Here is a 24,957-nt window from a genome sequence, read left to right as displayed (position 1 = left end):
CCATGCTGGAAAATTATAAACATACCACCGTCTTGTTGGATGAAGCCGTCAACGGGCTAAATATTCGCAGTGACGGCATTTACATCGACGGCACATTTGGCCGTGGCGGTCATTCTCGCCTCATCCTTTCTCAGTTAGGGCCGGAAGGCCGCCTGTTGGCTATCGATCGCGATCCTCAGGCGATTGAAGCGGCCAAGGCAATTAACGATCCTCGCTTTTCTATCATTCATGGGACGTTCTCCGCTATGGCGGAGTATGTCGCGGAACGCGAGCTCACCGGGCGGATTGATGGCGTGCTGCTCGACCTTGGCGTGTCTTCTCCACAGCTTGACGACCCTGAACGCGGGTTTTCATTTATGCGTGATGGCCCGTTGGATATGCGCATGGATCCGACGCAGGGGGTATCTGCGGCCGAGTGGCTGATGAAAGCAGAAGCTGACGATATCGCCTGGGTGTTGAAAACCTTTGGCGAAGAACGTTTTGCTAAGCGTATTGCCCGAGCGATTGTGGAGCGCAATCGTACTGAGCCCATGACGCGGACAAAAGAGCTTGCGGAATTGATCGCGGCAGCCAGCCCGGTGAGAGAAAAACATAAACACCCGGCGACGCGCAGTTTCCAGGCAATCCGTATTTACATAAATAGTGAACTGGAAGAGATCGAGCGAGCTTTAGAGGGCGCGCTAAGCATACTGGCCCCGCGGGGGCGTCTGTCAGTGATCAGCTTCCACTCGTTAGAAGATCGTATTGTTAAACGATTTATCCGCCATCAGAGCCGTGGGCCACAGGTGCCAGCAGGTTTGCCGTTGACGGAAGCGCAGTTACGCAGCCAGGGCGGGCAGACGTTAAAGGCCGTTGGAAAGAAGCTGATGCCAACAGAAGCCGAGATTGCAGAAAACCCCCGCGCGCGCAGCTCGGTGCTGCGCTTTGCTGAGAGGCTGCCTGCATGATTGGCAATGAGCGTCACACGCTGGTTGGCGTTATCGGCGACGATTTGCTGCGCAATGCAAAGTTTCCGCTATTGCTGATGGTCGCAGTGCTGGTTTCAGCGGTCTTTGTTGTCACGACGGCTCATCGGACGCGCTTACTGACCGCGGAGCGTGAGCAACTGTTGTTGGAGCGCGATGCGTTAGATATCGAATGGCGAAATCTGATCCTGGAGGAGAATTCACTTGGGGATCATAGCCGCGTTGAGCGGATCGCGACGGAAAAACTGCAAATGACGCATGTCGATCCGTCACAGGAAAATATTGTGGTTAAGCAATGAACTAAATAGGTAGCCCGAGAAGAATGAAAGCAGCCCGACCAGGAAAGTTAAAGCGCCAGGAAGATCAAGCCAGCTTTGTTAGCTGGCGTTTTGCGTTGCTTTGCGGCTGCATTTTTTTTGCGATGGCTGGATTAATGGCGCGGGCAGCCTATCTCCAGGTAATTAACCCGGATAAGCTGGTGCGCGAGGGCGATATGCGTTCCCTGCGTGTACAAAAAGTGCCAACGGCGCGCGGTATGATCAGTGACCGTGCCGGGCGCCCACTGGCCGTTAGCGTACCGGTAAATGCGGTCTGGGCGGACCCGAAAGAAGTTAACGATCGCGGTGGGATTACGCTGGATACCCGTTGGAAAGCGCTGGCTGACGCGCTCGGCATCCCGTTGGATCAGTTAGCCACCAAGATTAATGCTAACCCTAAAGGGCGCTTCGTTTATCTGGCGCGACAGGTGAACCCTGCCATCGGTGAATACGTCCACAAACTGAAGCTGCCGGGTATTAATCTGCGGCAGGAATCCCGCCGGTATTATCCTTCTGGTCAAGTGACCTCCCATCTCATTGGTTTCACTAACATTGATGGGCAAGGCATTGAAGGCGTAGAGAAAAGTTTTGATCGTTGGTTAACCGGGCACCCGGGTGAACGTATCGTGCGTAAAGATCGGTTTGGCCGTGTGATTGAAGACATCTCGTCTGTTGACAGTCAGGCTGCACATAATTTGGTGCTCAGTATTGATGAGCGCTTGCAGGCGCTGGTCTACCGCGAACTGAATAATGCGGTGGCTTTTAACAAAGCCGAGTCAGGAACGGCCGTGCTGGTAGATGTGAATACCGGTGAAGTGCTGGCGATGGCGAATAGCCCTTCTTATAACCCAAATAATCTGGCAGGTACGCCGCAAGAGATCATGCGCAACCGCGCTATCACCGATATTTTCGAGCCTGGTTCTACCGTGAAACCGATGGTAGTAATGACGGCATTACAGCGTGGCGTTGTTAAGGAAAATAGCGTCCTCAACACGTTGCCATACTACATTAATGGCCATGAAATCAAAGACGTGGCGCGCTACAGTGAACTGACCCTGACAGGGGTGCTGCAAAAGTCGAGTAACGTCGGCGTTTCCAGACTGGCGTTGGCAATGCCTTCCTCCGCATTGGTCGATACCTACTCGCGATTTGGACTAGGAAAAGCGACCAATTTAGGATTAGTCGGCGAAAGTAGCGGCTTATACCCTCAGCGGCAGCGGTGGTCCGACATAGAGAGGGCCACCTTTGCCTTTGGCTACGGTCTGATGGTAACGCCATTACAGTTAGCGCGTGTTTACGCCACGATCGGCAGTTTTGGCATTTACCGTCCATTGTCGATCACGAAAGTCGATCCCCCGGTGCCCGGCGAACGCGTTTTCCCGGAGGCGCTGGTGCGTACTGTCGTGCATATGATGGAAAGCGTGGCGCTACCGGGCGGCGGCGGTACTAAAGCGGCTATCAAAGGTTATCGCATCGCGATCAAAACCGGTACGGCGAAGAAAGTCGGGCCGGACGGCAAATATATTAACAAATATATCGCCTATACGGCCGGTGTTGCGCCAGCCAGTAATCCACGCTTTGCCCTGGTTGTCGTCATTAACGATCCACAGGCAGGGAAGTACTACGGCGGCGCAGTTTCTGCGCCAATCTTTGGCGCCATTATGGGAGGCGTGCTGCGTACGATGAATGTTGAACCAGATGCGTTACCGACTGGCGACAAAAACGAGTTTGTCATAAATAGAAAAGAGGGTTCAGGTGGCCGATCGTAATTTGCGCGATTTACTTGCGCCGTGGGTGCATGGCACTCCGGCGTGCGCGCTGCGGGAGATGACATTGGACAGCCGCGTCGCGGCTGCCGGAGATCTGTTTGTTGCCGTTGTCGGACATGAAACGGACGGACGGCGCTATATTCCGCAGGCGATTGCGCAGGGCGTAGCCGCGATTGTGGCTGACGCAGAGGGGGAAGCCGCTGATGGCACTATTCGTGAAATACACGGTGTGCCCGTCGTCTATCTCGACAAGTTGAATCAACGGCTTTCCGCGCTGGCTGGTCGTTTTTATCAGCAGCCAGCGGAAAAGCTACAGCTTATCGGCGTGACAGGGACCAATGGAAAAACGACAACGACTCAACTTTTGGCGCAGTGGAGTCAGGCTTTAGGTGAAACGAGCGCGGTAATGGGGACTGTCGGTAATGGCCTATTGGGTCAGGCGGTTCCGACAAAAAATACCACGGGATCCGCCATTGATGTGCAACGCGCGTTAAGCCAGTTAGTCGATCAGGGCGCGACCTTTGCTGCGATGGAAGTTTCCTCCCACGGGCTAATACAGCACCGCGTCGCTGCATTGCCATTCGCGGCGGCAGTATTCACTAATCTGAGTCGAGATCATCTTGATTACCACGGCAATATGGAAAGCTATGAAGCAGCCAAATGGGCGCTGTTCGCCGATCATCGCGTAGGGCAGATGATTATCAATGCCGATGATGAGGTTGGGCTGCGCTGGTTGGCAACGTTGCCGGATGCGGTTGCTGTTACGATGGAAAACAATCTGGTCCCTGGTCGCCGTGGCCGCTGGTTGAAAGCAACGCAGATTAATTACCATGATAATGGGGCCTCAATTGTATTCGATTCAAGCTGGGGGAGCGGCGAGATAGAAAGTCGGCTTATGGGGGCATTTAACGTCAGTAATATGTTGCTGGCGTTGGCAACACTGCTGTCTCTCGGTTATCCCCTTGATAAATTGGTTGTTACTGCGGCGCAATTACAGCCGGTATGTGGCCGTATGGAAGTGTTTCAGGCGGCAGGAAAACCCACGGTCGTCGTTGATTACGCGCACACGCCGGATGCGCTCGAAAAAGCGCTTGAAGCGGTGCGTTTGCATTGTCAAGGCAAACTCTGGTGTGTGTTTGGCTGTGGCGGCGATCGCGATACGGGTAAACGACCACTGATGGGGGGCATAGCAGAACAATTGGCCGACCGCGTGATAGTGACAGACGATAATCCGCGTAGCGAAACGCCGCAGGCCATTGTCGCCGATATTCTTTCCGGTTTGCTGGATGCTGGCCGTGTTCAGGTAATTCACGGGCGTGCAGAGGCGGTCACCAGCGCAATTCTGCAAGCGCAGGAAAATGACGTGGTACTGATCGCGGGTAAAGGGCACGAAGATTACCAACTGGTGGGGCATCAGCGCCTGGATTATTCCGATCGTCTCACCGTGGCACGTCTGTTGGGGGTAATCGCATGATTCGCGCCTCCCTGCAACAGCTTGCCACAGTGCTGAATGCGAAGCTGATTGGTGAAAGCATTGATATTGAAAATGTTTCAACCGATACGCGTAAGCTGTCTCCCAACTGCTTATTTGTTGCCTTGAAAGGCAACAAATTCGATGCCCATGATTACGCTGCGGATGCGGTTAAAGGCGGTGCGGCGGCTCTATTGGTTAGTAAGCGCTTACCTGTTGATGTGCCCCAACTACTGGTGAGCGATACCCGTCTGGCGCTGGGCCAATTAGCTGCCTGGGTACGCCAGCAGTCGGCAGCGCGCGTTGTTGCGCTGACGGGGTCTTCTGGGAAAACCTCGGTTAAAGAAATGACGGCGGCGATTCTGCGCCAGTGTGGTTCCGTCCTGTATACCGCCGGCAACTTCAACAATGATATCGGCGTGCCGCTCACGTTGTTACGTTTGACACCGGAACATCAGTTTGCCGTGATTGAACTAGGGGCAAATCATCTTGGTGAAATCGCCTATACGACCAATCTGGTTCGGCCAGAAAGTGCGTTGGTCAATAATTTGGCCGCCGCACATCTGGAAGGTTTTGGTTCGTTAGCGGGAGTGGCGCAGGCGAAAGGCGAGATTTTTGCTGGTTTACCTGCCGATGGCGTGGCGATCCTGAATGCCGACAGTCATGATTTTTCGCATTGGCAGGGCATGTTGAGTCATAAAACCGTTTGGCGTTTCTCACCTCAGGCTGCTGGCGATATTGATTTTTTTGCTAGTGATGTAGAGATGCTGGCGCAGGGGGCGCGTTTTACATTGCACACGCCGTTTGGCAAGACGCCGATTTTGTTGCCTTTACCGGGGCGCCATAATATTGCCAATGCGCTTGCGGCGACGGCGTTGGCCATGTCCGTCGGCGCGACGCTGGACGCCGTTAAATCTGGCTTATCTCAGCTTCAGGCGGTGCCAGGGCGGCTATTTCCGATCGTTTTGTCGGAAGGAAAGTTGCTGTTGGATGATAGCTACAATGCCAATGTCGGCTCGATGACGGCGGCAGCACAAGTACTGGCCGAGATGCCGGGTTACCGTGTGATGGTCGTGGGTGATATGGGCGAACTGGGGGATGGCGCTGCCGAGTGTCATCGTCAGGTTGGCGAGGCGGCGCGCGTCGCTGGTATCGATCGCGTATTGAGCGTCGGGACACTAAGTGAATTGATCGGCATTGCCAGTGGTAATGGTGAGCATTTTCAGAATAAAGATGCGCTGGTTTCACGGTTGCGGGAGCTTTTGGCAGAACATAACGTCATTAGCGTATTGATTAAAGGTTCACGCAGCGCTGCGATGGAGCAGGTTGTACAAGCATTACAGGAGAATGCGCAATGTTAGTCTGGCTGGCTGAGCATTTGGCCAAATTTTATACCGGCTTTAACGTCTTTTCCTATTTGACGTTCCGCGCCATCGTCAGTCTGCTGACCGCATTGGTTATTTCTTTATGGATGGGGCCGCACATGATCGCCTGGTTGCAGCGGTTGCAAATTGGTCAGGTGGTGCGTAACGAGGGGCCTGAATCGCATTTCAGCAAGCGGGGAACCCCAACGATGGGGGGCGTGATGATCCTGGCGGCGATCATCATTTCCGTTTTGATGTGGACAAACCTGTCTAATCCGTATGTCTGGTGTGTGCTTCTGGTATTAGTGGGTTACGGTGCGGTCGGTTTTGTTGATGATTACCGCAAAGTGGTGCGTAAGGATACTAAAGGGTTGATCGCTCGCTGGAAATATTTCTGGCAGTCGGTTATTGCACTCGTCGTGGCTTTTGCTCTGTATGCCATTGGAAAAGATACGCCGGCCACACAGCTTGTGGTGCCGTTTTTCAAAGACGTGATGCCGCAACTGGGCCTGATTTATATTGCATTGGCCTACTTTGTCATTGTCGGCACCAGCAACGCCGTTAATCTGACCGACGGCCTGGATGGTCTGGCCATTATGCCGACGGTGTTTGTCGCGGCGGGTTTTGCGCTGGTGGCGTGGGCAACCGGGAACATGAATTTTGCCGGTTATTTGCACATACCATATATCCGCCATGCCAGTGAGTTGGTGATCGTCTGTACTGCGATTGTCGGTGCCGGGCTTGGGTTTCTGTGGTTTAACACTTACCCCGCGCAAGTTTTCATGGGGGATGTCGGTTCGCTCGCGCTGGGGGGAGCTCTTGGCACCATCGCCGTTCTACTGCGCCAGGAGTTTTTGTTGGTAATTATGGGCGGTGTTTTCGTGGTCGAAACACTGTCAGTGATCCTGCAGGTCGGGTCCTTTAAGTTACGCGGGCAGCGCATTTTCCGTATGGCACCGATTCATCATCATTATGAACTTAAGGGCTGGCCGGAACCGCGCGTGATTGTACGTTTCTGGATTATTTCGTTAATGCTGGTGCTGATTGGCCTGGCAACGTTGAAGGTGCGATAAGACATGGTGGACTATCAGGGTAAAAAGGTCGTCATTATCGGGTTGGGTCTGACCGGCCTCTCTTGTGTCGATTTCTTTCTCGCGCGTGGCGTTGTACCGCGCGTGGTGGATACCCGTATCAGTCCGCCGGGGCTGGATAAGTTGCCGGAGCAGGTAGAGCGTCATCTCGGTAGCCTGAATGAAGATTGGTTGATGGGCGCGGATTTGATTGTCGCCAGTCCCGGTATCGCGTTAGCAACGCCAATTTTGTGCGACGCTGCTGATGCAGGCATTGAGATTGTCGGTGATATCGAATTGTTCTGCCGTGAAGCCCAAGCGCCGATTGTGGCAATTACCGGCTCGAACGGCAAAAGCACGGTGACGACTCTGGTGGGTGAAATGGCGCACGCCGCGGGCTGGCAGGTGGGCGTTGGCGGTAATATTGGCCTACCCGCGCTGCAACTGTTGGCGCAACCCGCCCAGCTTTATGTGCTGGAACTGTCGAGTTTCCAGTTGGAAACGACGAGTAGCCTGCATGCCGCTGCGGCAACCATTCTGAACGTGACGGAAGATCACACCAACCGTTACCCGTTAGGGTTGCAGCAATATCGGGCGGCGAAATTGCGTATTTATGAGCATGCAGCGGTGTGTGTTGTGAACGCGGATGACGCGCTGACCATGCCGATTCGTGGAGCAGATGCGCGCTGCCGTAGTTTTGGCGTCGATGTAGGCGATTATCACCTGAATCGGCAGCAGGGAGAAACCTGGCTGCGAGTGAACGGTGAACGCGTGCTTAACGTCCGCGAAATCCAGCTTGTCGGGCAGCATAATTATACGAACGCTTTAGCGGCGCTGGCGCTGGCGGATGCTGTAGGGATCCCACGCGCATCCGCGCTGACGGCGTTAACGTCGTTTACCGGTTTGCCGCATCGCTTTCAACAAGTGTTTGAGCGTAATGGCGTGCGGTGGATCAATGACTCTAAAGCCACCAATGTGGGCAGTACAGAGGCGGCACTGAGCGGTTTACAGGTTGAAGGCACACTACATTTGTTATTAGGCGGCGATGGTAAATCGGCCGACTTTTCGCCGTTGCTGCCGTATATACAGGGCGAGCATATCCGTTTGTATTGTTTTGGTCGCGACGGGCAACAGCTAGCAGCGCTGCGTCCGGAGATCGCTGAACAGACGGAAACCATGGAACACGCAATGCAACTCATCGCCAAACGCGTTAATCCAGGCGATATGGTGTTGCTGTCGCCAGCTTGTGCCAGCCTGGATCAGTTCCGTAGTTTTGAGCAGCGGGGCGATGAATTCGCTCGTTTGGCGGAGGAGTTAGGCTAATGCGATTCTCCGGGCTGGCGTTGATTGAGCGTCTAAAGCATTGGGTTATGGGAACGCGTGAGAGCGATACGCTAAGCGTGATTCTGTACGACAGGACGCTGGTGTGGTTAACGTTTGGGCTGGCCGTAATGGGTTTTGTGATGGTGACGTCGGCTTCTATGCCTGTTGGTCAGCGTCTTGCGAGTGATCCGTTTTTGTTTGCAAAACGTGATGCGATATATCTCGGATTAGCATTTGGTCTGTCATTAATTACGCTGCGTATTCCAATGGAAATATGGCAGCGTTATAGCCCGGTATTACTATTGGTCGCCATGGTTATGCTACTGGTTGTGCTGGTGGTGGGAAGCTCGGTCAACGGCGCTTCTCGTTGGATTTCGCTGGGGCCGTTACGTATTCAACCTGCGGAATTATCCAAGCTGGCGCTGTTTTGTTATCTGTCCAGTTATATGGTGCGCAAGGTTGAAGAAGTAAGAAATAACTTTTGGGGTTTTTGTAAACCGATGGGCGTGATGGTGGTATTGGCGGTATTGCTGTTGGCGCAACCCGATTTGGGTACGGTAGTGGTGCTGTTTGTAACGACATTGGCCATGTTGTTTCTGGCAGGCGCTAAATTGTGGCAATTTCTGGCGATCATTGGTTGCGGCATGTTCGCCGTTGGCCTACTGATTGTGGCAGAACCTTATCGTATACGACGTGTCACCTCTTTTCTCGACCCATGGGATGATCCGTTTGGCAGCGGCTACCAGTTGACACAATCCTTAATGGCGTTTGGGCGTGGTGAATTCTGGGGTCAAGGGTTAGGTAATTCAATCCAGAAATTGGAATATTTGCCGGAAGCGCATACCGATTTCATTTTCTCTATTTTAGGCGAAGAACTCGGCTATATCGGTGTGGTTTTAGCGCTGTTAATGATATTCTTCGTCGCTTTTCGTGCGATGTCCATCGGGAAGCGGGCGTTAGAGATCAATCAGCGCTTTTCAGGCTTTCTGGCGTGCTCGATTGGCGTATGGTTCAGCTTTCAGACGCTGGTTAATGTTGGCGCGGCGGCGGGAATGTTACCGACGAAAGGGTTAACCTTACCGCTAATTAGTTACGGTGGTTCTAGTCTGCTGATTATGTCGACGGCAATTGTTTTGTTGTTACGAATAGATTTTGAAACGCGTCTGACAAAAGCGCAGGCGTTTACGAGAGGTGCCCGATGAGTGGCGAAGCTAAGCGTTTGATGGTGATGGCGGGCGGCACGGGGGGGCATGTCTTCCCTGGGCTGGCCGTTGCGCACCATTTGATGGCGCAGGGCTGGCAGGTTCGCTGGTTAGGTACAGCGGATCGCATGGAAGCCGATTTGGTGCCTAAGCATGGCATTGACATTGATTTTATCCGTATTTCTGGCTTACGGGGTAAAGGCATTTGGGCGCAGCTAAGCGCCCCAGTACGTATTTTTCATGCTGTGCGTCAGGCAAGGGCGATTATGCGTCGCTATCAGCCTGATGTGGTGCTGGGAATGGGCGGCTATGTTTCCGGCCCTGGAGGGCTGGCTGCCTGGCTATGCGGTATTCCGGTTGTCCTGCATGAGCAAAACGGGATCGCGGGGCTAACGAATCGCTGGTTATCCCATATCGCGAAGAAGGTGTTACAGGCGTTTCCGGGCGCATTTCCCCACGCGGACGTAGTAGGAAATCCGGTAAGAACCGATGTACTGGCGCTACCGATGCCGGAAACACGGTTTGCTGACCGTACAGGACCGGTGAGGGTGTTGGTCGTGGGGGGAAGTCAGGGCGCAAGAATATTGAATCAAACGTTACCCGGCGTGGCGGCACAGTTGGGGCAACGTATTACGATCTGGCATCAGGTTGGCAAAGGCGCGCTATCAAGCGTTCAGCAAGCCTATCTGGAAGCGGGGCAAGCGCAGCACAAGATTACCGAGTTTATCGATGATATGGCTGCGGCTTACGCCTGGGCGGATGTGGTGGTGTGCCGTTCTGGTGCACTGACCGTGAGTGAGATTGCGGCAGCAGGCCTACCGGCGCTGTTTGTGCCATTTCAGCATAAAGATCGACAACAGTACTGGAATGCATTGCCGCTGGAAAAAGCAGGCGCAGCAAAAATCATTGAGCAGCCACAGTTTAACGTGGCGACCGTTAGCGAGGTGCTATCCGGTTGGGATCGCGTGACTTTGCTGACCATGGCGCGAAAAGCCCGCGCCGTGGCGATTCCGGATGCGACCGAGCGCGTGGCGGCGGAAGTCAGCGCAGCGGCAGGTAGTCGAGCCACGCATGTGGCTCATGGTTAATTAATACAACGTTGTCGGACATAAGGCAGTGCGATGACGTTACAAGGTAGCGATAAAATAAAGTGAATACTCAACAATTGGCGAAAATACGTTCAATCGTGCCGGAGATGCATCGCGTCCGACACATACACTTTGTCGGCATCGGCGGTGCTGGCATGGGTGGTATCGCCGAAGTGTTGGCCAACGAAGGTTATGAAATCAGCGGTTCTGATTTGGCGCCGAATGCGGTGACCCAGCAGTTGGCTGAGCTTGGCGCACAGATTTATTTTCACCACCGTGCGGAGAACGTGCTGAACGCCAGTGTAGTGGTAGTGTCTAGCGCGATTACGGCGGATAACCCTGAGATTGTCGCCGCGCATGATGCACGTATTCCAGTGATACGCCGGGCCGAGATGTTGGCGGAATTGATGCGTTTTCGTCATGGAATTGCGATCGCGGGGACGCACGGCAAGACGACTACGACGGCGATGGTCACCAGTATTTATGCGGAAGCAGGCTTGGATCCGACGTTTGTGAACGGTGGGTTGGTGAAGGCGGCAGGCACGCATGCGCGTTTGGGATTGAGCCGTTATTTAATTGCAGAAGCCGATGAAAGCGACGCGTCTTTCCTGCATTTGCAACCGATGGTGGCGATTGTGACCAATATTGAAGCCGACCATATGGATACCTATCACGGGGATTTTGAGAACCTGAAGCAAACGTTCATCAATTTCCTGCACAATTTGCCGTTTTATGGGCAGGCGGTGATGTGTATCGATGATGTGGTAATTCGCGAATTATTGCCTCGCGTAGGGCGTCACATTATTACATACGGCTTTAGCGAGGATGCCGATATTCGCGTTGTCGGTTATCGGCAGACTGGCGCGCAAGGGCACTTTACGCTAGAGCGGAAAGATAAACCGCAACTGAATGTTACGCTGAATGCGCCGGGGCGTCACAATGCGCTCAACGCCGCGGCGGCGGTGGCGGTCGCCAGCGATGAAGGTATTGATGATGAGGCGATCCTGCGGGCGCTTGAGCGCTTTCAAGGCACCGGTCGTCGCTTTGATTTCCTCGGCGAATATCCGCTTGAACTGGTGAATGGGCAAAGTGGTACGGCAATGCTGATCGATGATTACGGCCACCATCCGACAGAGGTCGATGCCACGATTAAGGCTGCTCGTGCAGGGTGGCCGAATAAGCGACTGGTCATGATTTTTCAGCCGCATCGCTATACGCGAACCCGCGATTTATATGACGATTTCGCGCACGTATTATCACAAGTTGACGTGCTGTTGATGCTGGAGGTGTATCCCGCAGGAGAGTCGCCGATTCCAGGAGCAGATAGCCGTTCGCTGTGCCGCACGATTCGCGGCAGAGGTAAGATTGATCCGATTCTGGTCACCGATGTGGATACCTTGCCGGAACTGTTGTCACAGGCGCTACAAGGTGAAGACCTGATTTTGGTTCAGGGTGCCGGTAATATCGGCAAACTGGCGCGTAAACTGGCTGATTCCAGATTGCAGCCGCAAATAAGCGAATGAGGAGCATCATGACTGAAAAAGTTGCGGTATTGCTTGGTGGCACCTCTGCTGAACGTGATGTGTCGTTACTTTCCGGTCAGGCCGTTTTGGCTGGGCTGAAAGAAGCGGGTATTGATGCGTATGCGGTTGACCCTCGTGATTTTTGTGTAACGACGTTAAAGGAACAGGGGTTTTCTACTGTCTTCATCGCATTACATGGACGCGGCGGTGAGGATGGCACATTGCAGGGCGTTCTGGAGTTCCTGGGGTTGCCGTATACCGGTAGCGGCGTTATGGCATCCGCATTGACGATGGATAAACTCCGCACCAAACAGGTGTGGCAAGCGGTCGGATTACCCGTATCGCCCTACGTTGCGCTGGAGCGTCGTCAGTATTCGCAAACGACGATAGACACGCTGTTGGCTAAGTTCACTCATCTCGGGTTGCCGTTGATCGTCAAGCCCAGCCGCGAAGGTTCCAGCGTTGGTATGAGTAAAGTAGACACTTTCAGCGAACTGCCTGCCGCATTGGAAGAAGCTTTCCGCCACGATGATGATGTCCTGGTTGAGAAATGGCTAAGTGGCCCCGAATATACGGTTGCTATTCTGGGGGATGAGGTATTGCCTTCCATTCGCATTCAGCCGGCAGGCACATTTTACGATTATGAAGCGAAATATTTATCAGATGATACACAGTATTTTTGTCCGAGCGGCTTGCCGGATGAGCAAGAACGGTCGTTAGCCGATCTGGCGATAGCCGCCTATCGCGCGGTAGGTTGCCGCGGATGGGGACGCGTCGATTTTATGCAGGATAACGATGGCGTTTTTTATTTGCTGGAGGTAAATACGTCGCCGGGGATGACTAATCACAGTCTGGTTCCGATGGCCGCACGTCAACATGGGCTGACTTTCTCGCAACTGGTTGTGAAAATTCTGGAGCTCGCTGGCTGATATGTCGCAGGCAGCGTTGAATACACGCGGACGAGAACCAGAGACCAAAGGAACTCGCCGCAGTAACGGAGGCCAATTGGCAGGGATGATTTTCCTGCTAATGGTGGTAGGAACGATCGTCTGGGGAAGCTGGATGGTCGTTGGGTGGATGAAAGATGCGAGCCGACTGCCCCTCTCTCGTATGACGATTACCGGAGAGAGACAGTTCACCACTAACGACGATATCCGTCAGGCTATTTTATCATTGGGGGCGCCGGGAACGTTCATGACACAAGACGTGAATGTGCTTCAACAGCAGATCGAACATCTGCCGTGGATAAAACAGGCGAGTGTACGTAAGCAGTGGCCGGACGAATTAAAGATTCATCTGGTTGAATATGTTCCGGTTGCGCGGTGGAATGACCAGCTACTGATTGATGCGGAAGGCAATTCGTTCAGTGTTCCTGCCGAACGTATCAGTAATCGCAGGATGCCGCTACTGTATGGCCCGGACGGTAGCGAGTCTGAAGTGCTGGAAAGCTATCATACGATGCGTCAGACGCTAGCCGCCGGGAAGTTTACGTTAAAAATGGTTGCGATGAGTGCGCGCCATTCGTGGCAGCTAGGATTAGAAGATGATACGCGTCTTGAATTAGGGCGCGACGATAGGGCCAAACGTCTGCAACGCTTTATCGAGTTGTATCCGCTGTTGCAGCGACAGGCTCAAAGCGAGAACAAACGTATCAGCTATGTGGACTTGCGGTATGACAGCGGGGCCGCGGTAGGCTGGTCTCCAGCCTTGCTAGATCATCAGAGCGGCGATCGGCAACGAGTTGGTCAGCAATAAGACATTGATCAGCAACATAACAGTAACCAGAAACAGGCACAGGCTAAACAACAATGATCAAGTCGACGGACAGAAAACTGGTAGTTGGGCTGGAAATCGGTACAGCAAAAGTGGCTGCGCTGGTGGGGGAAGTTCTGCCCGATGGCATGGTCAATATTATTGGCGTAGGCAGTTGCCCGTCGCGCGGAATGGATAAAGGCGGCGTAAACGATCTGGAATCGGTCGTTAAGTGTGTTCAGCGCGCTATTGATCAGGCCGAGTTGATGGCAGACTGCCAGATCTCTTCCGTATATCTGGCGCTGTCTGGAAAGCACATTAGTTGCCAGAATGAAATAGGGATGGTGCCTATTTCAGAAGAAGAGGTTACGCAGGACGATGTGGAAAGCGTGGTGCATACCGCTAAATCTGTGCGTGTGCGTGATGAGCACCGCGTTCTTCATGTGATTCCGCAGGAATATGCGATCGATTATCAGGAAGGAATTAAAAATCCGGTAGGCTTGTCTGGCGTGCGTATGCAGGCGAAAGTCCACCTGATAACCTGCCATAATGATATGGCTAAGAATATTGTTAAAGCCGTTGAACGTTGCGGCTTAAAGGTTGATCAACTGATTTTCGCCGGACTGGCGTCCAGCTATGCGGTACTGACGGAAGATGAACGCGAGTTGGGCGTGTGCGTCGTCGATATCGGCGGCGGCACTATGGATATCGCTGTTTATACCGGTGGCGCATTGCGACACACAAAAGTCATCCCTTATGCGGGCAATGTGGTTACGAGCGATATCGCCTATGCGTTTGGCACGCCGCCGACGGATGCCGAAGCCATCAAGGTTCGCTATGGCTGTGCCCTGGGATCGATTGTCGGCAAGGATGAAAATGTGGAGGTTCCAAGCGTTGGCGGACGTCCACCCCGCAGTTTGCAAAGGCAGACACTGGCCGAAGTGATTGAACCGCGTTACACCGAGTTATTGAATCTGGTGAACGATGAACTTTTACAGTTGCAGGAGCAGTTGCGTCAACAAGGCGTGAAACACCATCTGGCGGCAGGCATTGTGCTGACAGGGGGTGCCGCGCAAATAGACGGTCTGGCGGCCTGTGCGCAACGCGTGTTTCACACACAGGTGCGTATTGGTCAGCCAATGAATATAACAGGGCTGACGGATTACGCCCAAGAGCCTTATTACTCAACGGCGGTTGGATTGCTGCACTATGGAAAAGAATCTCACCTAGGTGGTGAGCATGAAGTCGAAAAACGCGCCTCAGTAAGTAACTGGTTCAAGCGAATCAATAGCTGGTTGAGGAAAGAATTTTAATTTTATCAAAGAGATCACCTGGCACAGTTTTATGATCTCGCGGTTACAGGCACAAACGGAGAGAAATTATGTTTGAACCAATGGAATTAACCAACGACGCGGTGATTAAAGTCATCGGCGTCGGTGGCGGCGGTGGCAATGCCGTCGAACATATGGTGCGCGAGCGCATCGAAGGCGTCGAATTCTTTGCCGTCAACACGGATGCGCAGGCATTACGTAAAACGGCAGTTGGTCAGACGATCCAGATCGGCAGTGGCATTACTAAAGGTCTTGGTGCTGGCGCTAACCCGGAAGTAGGACGTAATTCGGCTGAAGAAGATCGCGAATTATTGCGTTCAGCGCTTGAGGGCGCAGACATGGTGTTCATCGCCGCGGGTATGGGCGGCGGTACAGGAACCGGTGCTGCGCCTGTTGTGGCTGAAGTAGCCAAAGATTTAGGGATTTTGACCGTTGCCGTGGTGACCAAACCCTTCAATTTTGAAGGAAAGAAACGTATGGCGTTTGCGGAGCAAGGTATCGCAGAGCTGTCTAAGCACGTCGATTCGTTGATCACTATTCCAAACGATAAATTGCTGAAAGTGCTGGGACGCGGAATTTCCCTGCTGGATGCCTTCGGTGCAGCAAACGATGTACTAAAAGGCGCCGTGCAGGGTATTGCCGAACTGATCACGCGGCCTGGCCTGATGAATGTCGACTTTGCTGACGTACGTACTGTGATGTCTGAAATGGGCTATGCCATGATGGGTTCTGGCGTGGCGCGTGGAGAGGACCGTGCTGAAGAAGCGGCGGAAATGGCGATCTCCAGTCCGCTATTGGAAGATATCGATCTGTCCGGCGCACGTGGCGTACTGGTCAATATCACGGCGGGCTTTGACCTGCGTCTGGATGAGTTCGAGACGGTCGGTAACACTATCCGCGCCTTTGCGTCCGACAATGCGACCGTGGTTATCGGTACGTCGCTCGACCCCGAAATGAATGACGAATTACGTGTTACGGTCGTAGCGACAGGTATTGGCATGGACAAACGACCAGAGATTACTTTAGTCACCAATAAGCAGGCCAGCCAGCCTGTGATGGATCACCGTTATCAGCAACACGGTATGACGCCGCTGGCGCAAGAGAAACCGACCGCTAAGGTGGTAAACGATCCAAATCCACAAACGAATAAAGAGCCCGATTATTTGGATATTCCAGCTTTTCTACGCAAGCAGGCAGACTAATTTACTGCTGGATGGCGTTGGAATCTCCGCTCTTTGTGCTAAACTGTGCCGCTAGGCTTGGTGTACACTAAGTCGGTAGGTTCAGTAACATGCGAGATAAAATGATGATCAAACAACGTACATTAAAACGTATTGTTCAGGCGACTGGTGTCGGTTTGCATACCGGCAAGAAGGTCACATTGACCATGCGTCCTGCACCGGCAAATACCGGGGTCATCTATCGTCGCACAGACTTGAATCCCCCGGTTGATTTTCCGGCTGATGCAAAATCCGTGCGTGACACCATGCTCTGCACTTGCCTGGTGAATGAGCATGATGTGCGTATTTCTACGGTGGAACATTTAAACGCAGCGCTCGCGGGGTTGGGCATTGACAATATTGTCATTGATGTCGACGCTCCAGAAATTCCCATCATGGATGGCAGCGCCAGTCCGTTTGTTTACCTGTTGTTAGATGCGGGTATTGAAGAACTGAACAGCGCTAAGAAATTTGTGCGCATTAAACAACCCGTTCGTGTTGAAGACGGTGATAAATGGGCTGAAATGAAACCCTTTAATGGCTTCAGTCTGGATTTCACTATTGATTTCAATCATCCGGCGATTGACGCGGGTAACCAGCGCTATTGTTTGAATTTTTCCGCCGAAGCGTTTGTTCGTCAAATTAGCCGAGCACGGACCTTCGGTTTCATGCGCGATATAGAATACTTGCAGTCTCGAGGTTTGTGCCTGGGCGGCAGTATGGATTGTGCCATCGTCGTTGACGATTATCGTGTACTGAATGAAGATGGTTTGCGTTTTGAAGATGAGTTTGTTCGTCATAAAATGCTGGATGCAATCGGTGACTTGTTTATGTGCGGCCACAATATTATCGGCGCATTTACCGCGTTCAAATCTGGTCATGCATTGAATAACAAACTGTTACAGGCTGTGCTTGCTAATCAGGAAGCATGGGAATACGTGACCTTTGAAGACGAAGCAGAAATGCCTTTGGTATTTAGCGCTCCAACGAGCGTGCTGGCATAGCGCCTAACGTTATTATTTCTTATCACGACTGGTTTTACTGGTACTCTCTCCGGCCAGCGAAGCCAGTCGTTTTAATATCTTCTTAAGTTTCTCTGGACTGTTGTCCGCTAATGCCCTCAATGTTTCCGCACTTTGCTCACTCAACTGGCGCAATGGTTTATCACCGACGTTTTCTATCGCCGATATATCGCTATTTTTCATAATTTCATGGCCTTTTGCGGCAAGCGTTGGATTAATCCTGATGTCGATTGATGCCAATGATGGTAGTATTTGTGCGCGTAATGCGGAGAGCAGCGCGGGTTGTTCATATCGTAACCGCATTAGCCAACTGGCGTTGGCGGTTTCTAATATCAGCAAACCTTGCCGGTAATTAGCGACACGGCACCAAAGGTGTAACGGGGCCGGGAGTAAGCTACGTACAGCCCGATTAAGTTTTAATAAGGCGATAGCGCGTTGTTGCACATCGCGTAGCGGGCCTTGACCCGATGCGGATGCGTTATCAAACAGAGATTCCAGTGATTGTGGCCGACTATCACGCATAGATCAGGTTCCGGTGAACGTTAACTCATGATGGGTATTCTAAATCGTTGGCGACAATTTGGCAGACGTTATTTCTGGCCGCATCTCTTATTTGGGATGGTCGCGGCAAGCCTTGGCCTGCCGATAAGCCTAAACGGTTCACAGGACATTCCTTCTCTCCCCAATTCAAGCTCCAGCGTGAGTGGTCAGAACAACGTCTCGTTAAGCCTTACCGACTTAGTCATGCTGAAAGATGCACACCGCCGTTCATCTTATGGTGTGGATTATTGGCATCAGCATGCAATTCGTACCGTCATTCGCCATCTTTCCTTTGCGTTAACGGTGCCGCAGACGGCCAATGCTCAACAGAGCGACGAATTACAACCCCATTCTCTGGTTTTACTGGATACGCTCAATGCGTTGCTGACGCAAGGTTTTCAGTATCCTCTCGCGGTTCTTTCTTCTGCGCGACGGGTCGCTTCTGATTCTCAGGCATGTCACCAGATCGGCATCTGGCTTGCCCAAACTTGCGGCATCCGTGCCGGGCCACTTCTTCTTAGCTGAAAGAGTAATGAATAGCTAGCTGAAGAAATTTCCCTTTTTTCTCTGAGTTTCTCAGTTTCTTGATGTCGTGTTGCCACTGGATATGTGGTGCTAGTGAGATAAAAAATTATTATGGTCATGAATATATTAACCAAAATTTTTGGTAGCCGTAACGATCGTACATTGCGCCGTATGCGTAAAAATGTTGATGTTATCAATCGCTTAGAGCCAGAAATGGAAAAGCTATCGGATGCAGAACTACAAGCAAAAACGCTGGAGTTTCGTGCCCGGCTAGAAAAGGGCGAGACGTTAGAAAGCCTGCTGCCTGAGGCGTTTGCGGTAGTGAGAGAATCCAGTAAACGCGTGTTTGGGATGCGCCATTTCGATGTGCAGCTTATCGGCGGTATGGTACTGAATGAACGGTGTATCGCAGAGATGCGTACTGGTGAGGGTAAGACACTGACGGCAACGCTGCCAGCTTATCTGAATGCGCTGACTGGCCGTGGCGTACATGTGGTGACCGTGAATGATTATCTGGCGCAGCGTGATGCCGAAAACAATCGGCCACTATTTGAATTTCTGGGGCTGAGTGTTGGAATCAACTTACCAGGCATGCCAGCGCCAGCAAAACGTGAGGCTTATGCTGCGGATATTACCTACGGTACTAATAACGAATTTGGTTTTGACTACCTGCGCGACAATATGGCATTCAGCCCAGAAGAGCGCGTACAGCGGAAATTATACTACGCGCTGGTGGATGAAGTTGACTCTATCCTTATCGATGAAGCACGCACGCCGCTGATCATATCCGGCCCGGCTGAAGACAGCTCCGAGCTTTATATTCGCGTTAACAAAATTATTCCTCACCTCATCCGTCAGGAAAAAGAAGATTCGGATACGTTCCACGGCGAAGGTCATTTCTCTGTGGATGAAAAATCTCGTCAGGTTAACCTTACCGAGCGTGGTCTGATCCTGGTAGAAGAACTATTGGTGAAGGAAGGCATTATGGAAGAGGGCGAATCACTTTATTCCCCTGCTAACATTATGCTAATGCACCATGTTACAGCAGCATTGCGAGCGCATGTGCTGTTTACCCGCGATGTGGACTACATTGTGAAGGATGGCGAAGTAATCATCGTGGATGAGCATACTGGCCGTACTATGCAAGGGCGTCGCTGGTCTGATGGCCTGCATCAGGCGGTCGAAGCGAAAGAGAACGTGGCCATTCAGAATGAAAACCAAACGCTGGCTTCTATTACTTTCCAGAATTACTTCCGCTTGTATGAAAAATTGGCGGGCATGACAGGTACTGCGGATACCGAGGCATTCGAATTCAGCTCTATCTATAAGCTGGATACGATTGTGGTGCCGACTAACCGCCCGATGATTCGTAAAGACTTACCTGATTTAGTCTACATGACCGAACAGGAAAAAATCGATGCCATCATTGAAGACATCAAAGAACGTTCCGCAAAAGGCCAGCCTATTTTGGTCGGTACGATCTCTATCGAAAAATCCGAAGTGGTCTCTCAGGCGTTGGAAAAAGCAGGTATCAAACATAACGTGCTGAATGCGAAATTCCACGCCATGGAAGCCGATATTGTTGCCCAGGCCGGACAGGCGGGTGCGGTGACCATCGCAACAAACATGGCAGGTCGTGGTACGGACATCGTATTGGGAGGGAGTTGGCAGGCAGAGGTCGCACATCTCGAAAATCCGGATGAGGAGCAAATTGCCAAGATAAAAGCAGACTGGCAGGTCCGCCATGATGCCGTCCTCGCGGCGGGAGGGCTACACATTATTGGTACAGAGCGTCATGAATCGCGCCGTATTGATAACCAGTTGCGTGGTCGCTCCGGTCGTCAGGGTGATGCAGGCTCATCCCGTTTCTATCTGTCGATGGAAGATGCGCTGATGCGTATTTTTGCCTCCGATCGCGTCTCTAACATGATGCGCAAGCTGGGTATGAAACCGGGCGAAGCCATTGAGCACCCATGGGTCACCAAAGCGATAGCTAACGCTCAACGCAAGGTGGAAAGCCGCAACTTCGATATTCGCAAACAATTGCTGGAATACGATGATGTGGCCAACGATCAACGACGAGCCATTTATACACAGCGTAATGAATTGCTAGATGCGTCCGATATCAGTGAAACCATCGCGAGTATTCGTGAGGACGTATTTAAAACGACCATCGACAACTATATTCCGCCGCAATCACTGGAAGAAATGTGGGATACAGAAGGCTTGGAGCAGCGTCTGAAGAATGATTTCGATCTGGATATGCCGATCAAAGCCTGGTTGGATAAAGAGCCCGAACTGCACGAAGAAACGCTGCGTGAGCGTATTCTTCAACAGGCGCTTGAGGTTTATCAGCGCAAAGAAGATGTGGTTGGTAGCGAGGTCATGCGCAATTTCGAAAAAGGTGTGATGTTACAGACGCTAGATTCCCTGTGGAAAGAGCATCTGGCCGCAATGGACTACCTGCGCCAAGGTATCCACTTGCGTGGCTACGCGCAGAAAGATCCTAAGCAAGAATATAAGCGTGAGTCATTCGCTATGTTTTCCGCCATGCTGGAATCACTAAAATACGAAGTGATCAGCACGCTGAGCAAAGTTCAGGTAAGAATGCCGGAAGAAATTGAGGCATTGGAACAGCAGCGTCGTGAGGAAGCTGAACGTTTGGCACGGCAGCAGCAATTGAGCCATCAAGATGAAGGAAGCCTGAATACAGGATCTCCAGAGCAGACAGGACGTAAAATTGGGCGTAACGATCCTTGCCCGTGTGGTTCAGGCAAAAAATATAAGCAGTGCCACGGTCGTTTGCAAAAATAACCAACCGTAGGTATCAGCGGGTAATATGAAATAAGTGCCAAGGGCGGTCATTGACCGCCTTTTACTTAATGAAAACCAGATAAGGAGCGTTATGACGCAACAACCGTTATCCGTTGCGGTGGGCATCATCCGCAATACGGAACAGCATTATTTCATTGCCCGTCGCCCTGATGGCGTGCATATGGCCGGGATGTGGGAATTTCCTGGTGGAAAAGTTGAAGAGAAAGAAACGCCAGAGCAGGCTTTGATTCGTGAATTGCGTGAAGAAACGGGTATTGAGGCGAAAACGCCGCAGAGATTAACCGATAAAACGTTTTCCACTCCAGAGAGAACGATCACGCTTCATTTCTTCCTGGTTGAAACGTGGCTGGGAGAGCCCTATGGGCGGGAAGGACAGGAAACCTGCTGGGTGAATGTGGACGCCCTGCGGGAAGAGTTATTTCCGCCAGCGAATGCAGAGGTCATCCGCTGGCTGAAATCGCGTTAAGTTCGCGTAGTTTATGTGAGCCGTATGGCGAAACGCGACCGTTACCGCGTTTCGCTCCAGTCTTCACTATCAGAAATCATGTCATCGCTCGGAATGCGCTTTTCTTCGTCGGCCCATTCGCCTAAATCGATTAACTGACAGCGTTTACTGCAAAAGGGGCGATAGGGACTGGTCTCATTCCAGATGACCGCCCGCTTGCAGGTGGGACACTTCACTGTGGTAATTTCTGTCATATCTTCTCTTCACTCTATTGGTACCTGACGCATTTTCGCTTGTCTGAGCTAAACCTAGCAACAGGCTAGTTCAAATGTTAAACGAGGCGGCGTGTGGCCGTTTTCACTATCCAGCGGCAGAAAACGTATGGCATAGCGTGTTTTATGGCCAGATATTTGCGGGTAAATTTGATGAACTTGTTCAAGACGCAAACGTAATAGATCGGTATCGGAGGCGTTGTCTTGAAAGAATCCATTAAGGCTAGTTTGTGGGCGAAATGTGCCAGAATGGCGAATCAATTCCAGGATCATATCTAGTGCTTGTTTGAGCGGAGATAAAGAATTAAGCCAGCCAGAGACCCACTGTTCTCGCAACGCCTGTGGCTGATGCAGCCAGCTATGTAGCGTTGGTAGATCGAAACTACAGCACCCGCCGGGAATACTCAGGCGCTGACGTACCATGCTAATCAGGCGATCTTCGCGTAACACCTGCCCCATACGTGGTGCAGATATCAATGTACTGGCTCGATCTTTCAATTGCTGTCGTAGGATGTGAATACGTTCCATATCGACGCCCGGCACATCGCTCCATTGCAGCAATTTTTTCTGCTGACGCTCAAGTTCTTTCAATAATTCGGTACGCACATCACCGCGTTCTAGTACATCAAGTAACTCGGCGATGGCGCGAAAAAATGTCAGAGCGCTTCCCATATCGGTTAATGTGTGGTTTCGCAGTAATTGCTGTAGTAATGACTCAATGCGTAACCAGGTACGTGTTTTTTCATTCAGCGGATATTCAAATAAAATGGTTGAGGGTGCGTCACTCATTGTTAGTTTTCCTGTCAGCGGCGGAGGCTGCAAGCGCGAGATAATGGCGGTGTAGTTTTATCACCTGTGGTGCCAGCGCATCAGAACCGCGACTGTTATCAATAATATCATCGGCATAAGCCAGGCGCTGTTCTCGGGTAGCCTGTGCTGCCAGTATGTTTTCAGCTTGCTGTCGAGTGATACCGTCACGGGCCATTGTGCGTTCAAGCTGTGTGGCGCTGTCCACATCAACGACCAAAACACGTTGTGCTTGCTGTTGTAACCCGTTTTCCACTAGCAAAGGGACGACCCATAGAATGTACGGTGTAGATGCAGCCTGAAACTGGGCCTGTGTTTCCTGATGAATCAACGGATGAAGTAAGCTATTTAGCCACTGTTTTTCCTCCGGAGAGGAAAAGATCCGCTGGCGTAGCGCGGCACGGTCCAATGAACCATCGGCAGTAAGTATCCTGTTACCAAATCGGAGCTTGATGGCATCCAGTGAGGGCTTCCCCGGTTCGACGAGTTGACGCGCGATAATATCCGCATCAACGATAGTCGCCCCTAATTTGGCAAATTCATTGGCTACGGTAGTCTTCCCGCTGCCGATACCGCCCGTTAGGGCTATGATGTATGTCATGGTATCCGAATTGAGATGCTAATATTTTGCTTATTGCGAGGATGAAGAAAATGTTCTCGCCCCTCTGCAGTTGTCCAGATATTAACTGGCGTTTCTCTCTCGCTATCACTCTGCTGAAAGATAGGTAAACTCTTCCGAGTTTATCCCAAATAAAGTAAAAATCGCAGTCTTGCTGCAGGAATATTCCCGCGTATGATAACGTCACTGGTAAAGGGCATTATTTTTTAGCCATGGTTATGCTCAGTCGAGTAGAAATACTGAGCGTTTCGCCGTCACTCACCAGGAGCACGAACCTCATGCGTATTGAAGAAGATTTAAAGTTAGGCTTTAAAGACGTACTCATCCGACCAAAGCGTTCGACGTTAAAAAGCCGCTCCGACGTTGAACTGGAACGACAGTTCACCTTTCTCCATACTCGCGCAGACTGGTCGGGTATCCCCATCATCGCCGCTAATATGGACACAGTGGGGACGTTTAGTATGGCGGAAGCTCTGGCCTCTTTTGATGTTTTGACTGCCGTTCATAAACACTATTCCGTCGAACAATGGTCCCAGTTCGTGCAACGGGTTCCGGCATCGGTACTCTGTCATGTCATGGTGTCGACTGGGACTTCTGACGCTGACTTCATCAAATTAAAGCAAATTCTGGCGCTGTCGTCTGAGCTGAAATTTATTTGTATCGATGTGGCTAATGGTTATTCAGAGCATTTTGTGACTTTCCTGCAAAAAGCGCGTGAGGCCTGTCCAGACAGCGTTATCTGTGCGGGAAACGTGGTGACGGGCGAAATGGTAGAAGAACTCATCCTTTCCGGGGCCGACATCGTTAAAGTTGGCATTGGCCCAGGCTCTGTTTGTACGACACGGGTTAAAACAGGCGTTGGCTACCCTCAGCTTTCCGCCGTGATTGAATGTGCCGATGCGGCACACGGCCTCGGAGGGCAAATTGTCAGCGACGGCGGTTGCACCATGCCAGGTGATGTTGCAAAAGCTTTTGGTGGCGGAGCCGATTTTGTCATGCTTGGGGGGATGCTGGCCGGGCATGATGAATGCGAGGGAACCATTGTGGAAGAAAACGGCGAGAAAATGATGCTGTTTTACGGTATGAGCTCCGCATCTGCAATGGAACGCCACGTCGGTGGCGTGGCGGGATATCGAGCGGCGGAAGGGAAAACGGTAAAATTACCGCTGCGTGGTCCGGTCGATAATACCGTGCGCGACATACTCGGCGGTCTGCGTTCGGCTTGTACCTATGTTGGCGCATCCCGCTTGAAAGAACTCACGAAGCGTACAACGTTTATCCGCGTGGCTGAGCAAGAAAACCGCATTTTTAACGGGTAATTGCCCCGCCTGCGGGGAGAGTTTCCCTTTACGCCAGAATAAGACCCTATCCCATTAGGGCTATTTTACTTGCCATTTTGGCCCTGGTCAGTGCTCGAAATCCTCATGCACTACGTGTACGCTCCGGTTTCTGCGCGCTGTCCGTGACCAAACTGACTGCGACGATGACGCCTACTGG

General features: G+C 51.9%; 23 protein-coding genes. 19 read left to right on the top strand and 4 right to left on the bottom strand.

Going from position 1 to position 24,957, the window contains the following annotated elements:
- Nucleotides 1-2 precede the first annotated feature (2 nt).
- The 15 genes from rsmH (at nucleotide 3) to lpxC (ending at nucleotide 17,399) form a co-directional block, all read left to right on the top strand.
- Nucleotides 3-947 carry a 16S rRNA (cytosine(1402)-N(4))-methyltransferase RsmH gene (rsmH, locus tag RFN81_RS14995; protein WP_264496588.1) on the top strand — a complete coding sequence of 315 codons (945 nt, stop codon included), beginning with the start codon at nucleotides 3-5 and terminating at the stop codon, nucleotides 945-947.
- Nucleotides 944-1,264: a cell division protein FtsL gene (ftsL, locus tag RFN81_RS14990; protein ID WP_264496587.1), complete on the top strand. Its 321-nt coding sequence runs from the start codon at nucleotides 944-946 to the stop codon at nucleotides 1,262-1,264. Before rsmH ends, ftsL begins: the two co-directional genes overlap by 4 nt.
- Before the next feature lie 23 nt (nucleotides 1,265-1,287).
- A complete protein-coding gene (locus RFN81_RS14985; protein ID WP_264496586.1) occupies nucleotides 1,288-3,051 on the top strand; it encodes a peptidoglycan glycosyltransferase FtsI in 1,764 nt (587 codons plus the stop codon).
- Nucleotides 3,038-4,525 carry a UDP-N-acetylmuramoyl-L-alanyl-D-glutamate--2,6-diaminopimelate ligase gene (murE, locus tag RFN81_RS14980; protein ID WP_264496585.1) on the top strand — a complete coding sequence of 496 codons (1,488 nt, stop codon included), beginning with the start codon at nucleotides 3,038-3,040 and terminating at the stop codon, nucleotides 4,523-4,525. Before RFN81_RS14985 ends, murE begins: the two co-directional genes overlap by 14 nt.
- Nucleotides 4,522-5,883, top strand: coding sequence for a UDP-N-acetylmuramoyl-tripeptide--D-alanyl-D-alanine ligase (gene murF / locus RFN81_RS14975; RefSeq protein ID WP_264496584.1), 1,362 nt, complete (start codon nucleotides 4,522-4,524; stop codon nucleotides 5,881-5,883). Before murE ends, murF begins: the two co-directional genes overlap by 4 nt.
- A complete protein-coding gene (gene mraY / locus RFN81_RS14970) occupies nucleotides 5,877-6,959 on the top strand; it encodes a phospho-N-acetylmuramoyl-pentapeptide-transferase (RefSeq protein WP_264496583.1) in 1,083 nt (360 codons plus the stop codon). Before murF ends, mraY begins: the two co-directional genes overlap by 7 nt.
- Nucleotides 6,960-6,962: 3 nt before the next feature.
- Nucleotides 6,963-8,279 (top strand): UDP-N-acetylmuramoyl-L-alanine--D-glutamate ligase, encoded by a 1,317-nt coding sequence (murD, locus tag RFN81_RS14965; protein WP_264496582.1) that lies wholly within the window; start codon nucleotides 6,963-6,965, stop codon nucleotides 8,277-8,279.
- Nucleotides 8,279-9,481 (top strand): cell division protein FtsW, encoded by a 1,203-nt coding sequence (gene ftsW / locus RFN81_RS14960; RefSeq protein WP_264496581.1) that lies wholly within the window; start codon nucleotides 8,279-8,281, stop codon nucleotides 9,479-9,481. The genes murD and ftsW overlap by 1 nt, the downstream gene beginning before the upstream one ends.
- Nucleotides 9,478-10,569 carry an undecaprenyldiphospho-muramoylpentapeptide beta-N-acetylglucosaminyltransferase gene (gene murG, locus RFN81_RS14955; RefSeq protein WP_264496580.1) on the top strand — a complete coding sequence of 364 codons (1,092 nt, stop codon included), beginning with the start codon at nucleotides 9,478-9,480 and terminating at the stop codon, nucleotides 10,567-10,569. Before ftsW ends, murG begins: the two co-directional genes overlap by 4 nt.
- 62 nt (nucleotides 10,570-10,631) lie before the next feature.
- Entirely contained in the window at nucleotides 10,632-12,092 is a 1,461-nt protein-coding gene (murC, locus tag RFN81_RS14950) for a UDP-N-acetylmuramate--L-alanine ligase (RefSeq protein ID WP_264496579.1), read from the top strand.
- A gap of 8 nt (nucleotides 12,093-12,100) precedes the next feature.
- The gene (locus RFN81_RS14945) at nucleotides 12,101-13,021 is read left to right on the top strand and encodes a D-alanine--D-alanine ligase (RefSeq protein ID WP_264496578.1); all 921 of its coding nucleotides are present in this window, start codon (nucleotides 12,101-12,103) and stop codon (nucleotides 13,019-13,021) included.
- A gap of 1 nt (nucleotide 13,022) precedes the next feature.
- Nucleotides 13,023-13,847 (top strand): cell division protein FtsQ, encoded by an 825-nt coding sequence (gene ftsQ / locus RFN81_RS14940; RefSeq protein WP_264496577.1) that lies wholly within the window; start codon nucleotides 13,023-13,025, stop codon nucleotides 13,845-13,847.
- Nucleotides 13,848-13,900: 53 nt separating this feature from the next.
- Entirely contained in the window at nucleotides 13,901-15,157 is a 1,257-nt protein-coding gene (gene ftsA / locus RFN81_RS14935) for a cell division protein FtsA (RefSeq protein ID WP_264496576.1), read from the top strand.
- A 68-nt stretch (nucleotides 15,158-15,225) separates the two neighbouring features.
- Nucleotides 15,226-16,377: a cell division protein FtsZ gene (gene ftsZ, locus RFN81_RS14930; RefSeq protein ID WP_264496575.1), complete on the top strand. Its 1,152-nt coding sequence runs from the start codon at nucleotides 15,226-15,228 to the stop codon at nucleotides 16,375-16,377.
- Between the two features lie 104 nt (nucleotides 16,378-16,481).
- A complete protein-coding gene (gene lpxC / locus RFN81_RS14925) occupies nucleotides 16,482-17,399 on the top strand; it encodes a UDP-3-O-acyl-N-acetylglucosamine deacetylase (RefSeq protein ID WP_264498997.1) in 918 nt (305 codons plus the stop codon).
- Between the two features lie 12 nt (nucleotides 17,400-17,411).
- Here the strand turns inward: lpxC and RFN81_RS14920 are convergent, their stop codons facing one another.
- A complete protein-coding gene (locus tag RFN81_RS14920) occupies nucleotides 17,412-17,939 on the bottom strand; it encodes a DUF721 domain-containing protein (protein ID WP_264496574.1) in 528 nt (175 codons plus the stop codon).
- 27 nt (nucleotides 17,940-17,966) lie between these two features.
- Here RFN81_RS14920 and secM point away from each other — a divergent pair, with 27 nt between their 5' ends.
- The 3 genes from secM (at nucleotide 17,967) to mutT (ending at nucleotide 21,783) form a co-directional block, all read left to right on the top strand.
- Entirely contained in the window at nucleotides 17,967-18,482 is a 516-nt protein-coding gene (gene secM, locus RFN81_RS14915; protein WP_264496573.1) for a secA translation cis-regulator SecM, read from the top strand.
- Nucleotides 18,483-18,593: 111 nt separating this feature from the next.
- Nucleotides 18,594-21,296 (top strand): preprotein translocase subunit SecA, encoded by a 2,703-nt coding sequence (gene secA, locus RFN81_RS14910; RefSeq protein ID WP_264496572.1) that lies wholly within the window; start codon nucleotides 18,594-18,596, stop codon nucleotides 21,294-21,296.
- A gap of 91 nt (nucleotides 21,297-21,387) precedes the next feature.
- Entirely contained in the window at nucleotides 21,388-21,783 is a 396-nt protein-coding gene (gene mutT, locus RFN81_RS14905) for an 8-oxo-dGTP diphosphatase MutT (RefSeq protein WP_264496571.1), read from the top strand.
- Nucleotides 21,784-21,824: 41 nt separating this feature from the next.
- Here mutT and yacG read toward each other — a convergent pair whose 3' ends face one another.
- The 3 genes from yacG to coaE are packed head-to-tail and all read right to left on the bottom strand — an operon-like array spanning nucleotide 21,825 to nucleotide 23,442.
- Nucleotides 21,825-22,016, bottom strand: a complete 192-nt coding sequence (gene yacG, locus RFN81_RS14900; RefSeq protein ID WP_264496570.1) for a DNA gyrase inhibitor YacG — start codon at nucleotides 22,014-22,016, stop codon at nucleotides 21,825-21,827.
- A gap of 54 nt (nucleotides 22,017-22,070) precedes the next feature.
- Nucleotides 22,071-22,823 (bottom strand): cell division protein ZapD, encoded by a 753-nt coding sequence (gene zapD / locus RFN81_RS14895; RefSeq protein WP_264496569.1) that lies wholly within the window; start codon nucleotides 22,821-22,823, stop codon nucleotides 22,071-22,073.
- Complete coding sequence (gene coaE / locus RFN81_RS14890) at nucleotides 22,816-23,442, bottom strand: dephospho-CoA kinase (protein WP_264496568.1); 627 nt, start codon at nucleotides 23,440-23,442, stop codon at nucleotides 22,816-22,818. Before coaE ends, zapD begins: the two co-directional genes overlap by 8 nt.
- Nucleotides 23,443-23,738: 296 nt before the next feature.
- On the opposite strand from coaE, the gene RFN81_RS14885 reads away from it, so the two are divergent.
- Entirely contained in the window at nucleotides 23,739-24,779 is a 1,041-nt protein-coding gene (locus RFN81_RS14885; RefSeq protein ID WP_264496567.1) for a GMP reductase, read from the top strand.
- Nucleotides 24,780-24,957: the final 178 nt, after the last annotated feature.

It is taken from the genome of Pectobacterium cacticida, from assembly GCF_036885195.1.
Classification (GTDB): domain Bacteria; phylum Pseudomonadota; class Gammaproteobacteria; order Enterobacterales; family Enterobacteriaceae; genus Pectobacterium; species Pectobacterium cacticida.
This window is presented reverse-complemented; position numbering and strand designations above follow the sequence as displayed.

What these genes read in the sequence shown, in the direction of transcription:
- rsmH (WP_264496588.1), top strand. Translation starts at nt 3, where the DNA reads ATGCTGGAAAATTATAAACATACCACCGTCTTGTTGGATGAAGCCGTC.
- ftsL (WP_264496587.1), top strand. Translation starts at nt 944, where the DNA reads ATGATTGGCAATGAGCGTCACACGCTGGTTGGCGTTATCGGCGACGAT.
- RFN81_RS14985 (WP_264496586.1), top strand. Translation starts at nt 1,288, where the DNA reads ATGAAAGCAGCCCGACCAGGAAAGTTAAAGCGCCAGGAAGATCAAGCC.
- murF (WP_264496584.1), top strand. Translation starts at nt 4,522, where the DNA reads ATGATTCGCGCCTCCCTGCAACAGCTTGCCACAGTGCTGAATGCGAAG.
- mraY (WP_264496583.1), top strand. Translation starts at nt 5,877, where the DNA reads ATGTTAGTCTGGCTGGCTGAGCATTTGGCCAAATTTTATACCGGCTTT.
- murD (WP_264496582.1), top strand. Translation starts at nt 6,963, where the DNA reads ATGGTGGACTATCAGGGTAAAAAGGTCGTCATTATCGGGTTGGGTCTG.
- ftsW (WP_264496581.1), top strand. Translation starts at nt 8,279, where the DNA reads ATGCGATTCTCCGGGCTGGCGTTGATTGAGCGTCTAAAGCATTGGGTT.
- murG (WP_264496580.1), top strand. Translation starts at nt 9,478, where the DNA reads ATGAGTGGCGAAGCTAAGCGTTTGATGGTGATGGCGGGCGGCACGGGG.
- RFN81_RS14945 (WP_264496578.1), top strand. Translation starts at nt 12,101, where the DNA reads ATGACTGAAAAAGTTGCGGTATTGCTTGGTGGCACCTCTGCTGAACGT.
- ftsQ (WP_264496577.1), top strand. Translation starts at nt 13,023, where the DNA reads ATGTCGCAGGCAGCGTTGAATACACGCGGACGAGAACCAGAGACCAAA.
- ftsA (WP_264496576.1), top strand. Translation starts at nt 13,901, where the DNA reads ATGATCAAGTCGACGGACAGAAAACTGGTAGTTGGGCTGGAAATCGGT.
- ftsZ (WP_264496575.1), top strand. Translation starts at nt 15,226, where the DNA reads ATGTTTGAACCAATGGAATTAACCAACGACGCGGTGATTAAAGTCATC.
- lpxC (WP_264498997.1), top strand. Translation starts at nt 16,482, where the DNA reads ATGATCAAACAACGTACATTAAAACGTATTGTTCAGGCGACTGGTGTC.
- RFN81_RS14920 (WP_264496574.1), bottom strand. Translation starts at nt 17,939, where the DNA reads ATGCGTGATAGTCGGCCACAATCACTGGAATCTCTGTTTGATAACGCA.
- secM (WP_264496573.1), top strand. Translation starts at nt 17,967, where the DNA reads ATGATGGGTATTCTAAATCGTTGGCGACAATTTGGCAGACGTTATTTC.
- secA (WP_264496572.1), top strand. Translation starts at nt 18,594, where the DNA reads ATGGTCATGAATATATTAACCAAAATTTTTGGTAGCCGTAACGATCGT.
- mutT (WP_264496571.1), top strand. Translation starts at nt 21,388, where the DNA reads ATGACGCAACAACCGTTATCCGTTGCGGTGGGCATCATCCGCAATACG.
- yacG (WP_264496570.1), bottom strand. Translation starts at nt 22,016, where the DNA reads ATGACAGAAATTACCACAGTGAAGTGTCCCACCTGCAAGCGGGCGGTC.
- zapD (WP_264496569.1), bottom strand. Translation starts at nt 22,823, where the DNA reads ATGAGTGACGCACCCTCAACCATTTTATTTGAATATCCGCTGAATGAA.
- coaE (WP_264496568.1), bottom strand. Translation starts at nt 23,442, where the DNA reads ATGACATACATCATAGCCCTAACGGGCGGTATCGGCAGCGGGAAGACT.
- RFN81_RS14885 (WP_264496567.1), top strand. Translation starts at nt 23,739, where the DNA reads ATGCGTATTGAAGAAGATTTAAAGTTAGGCTTTAAAGACGTACTCATC.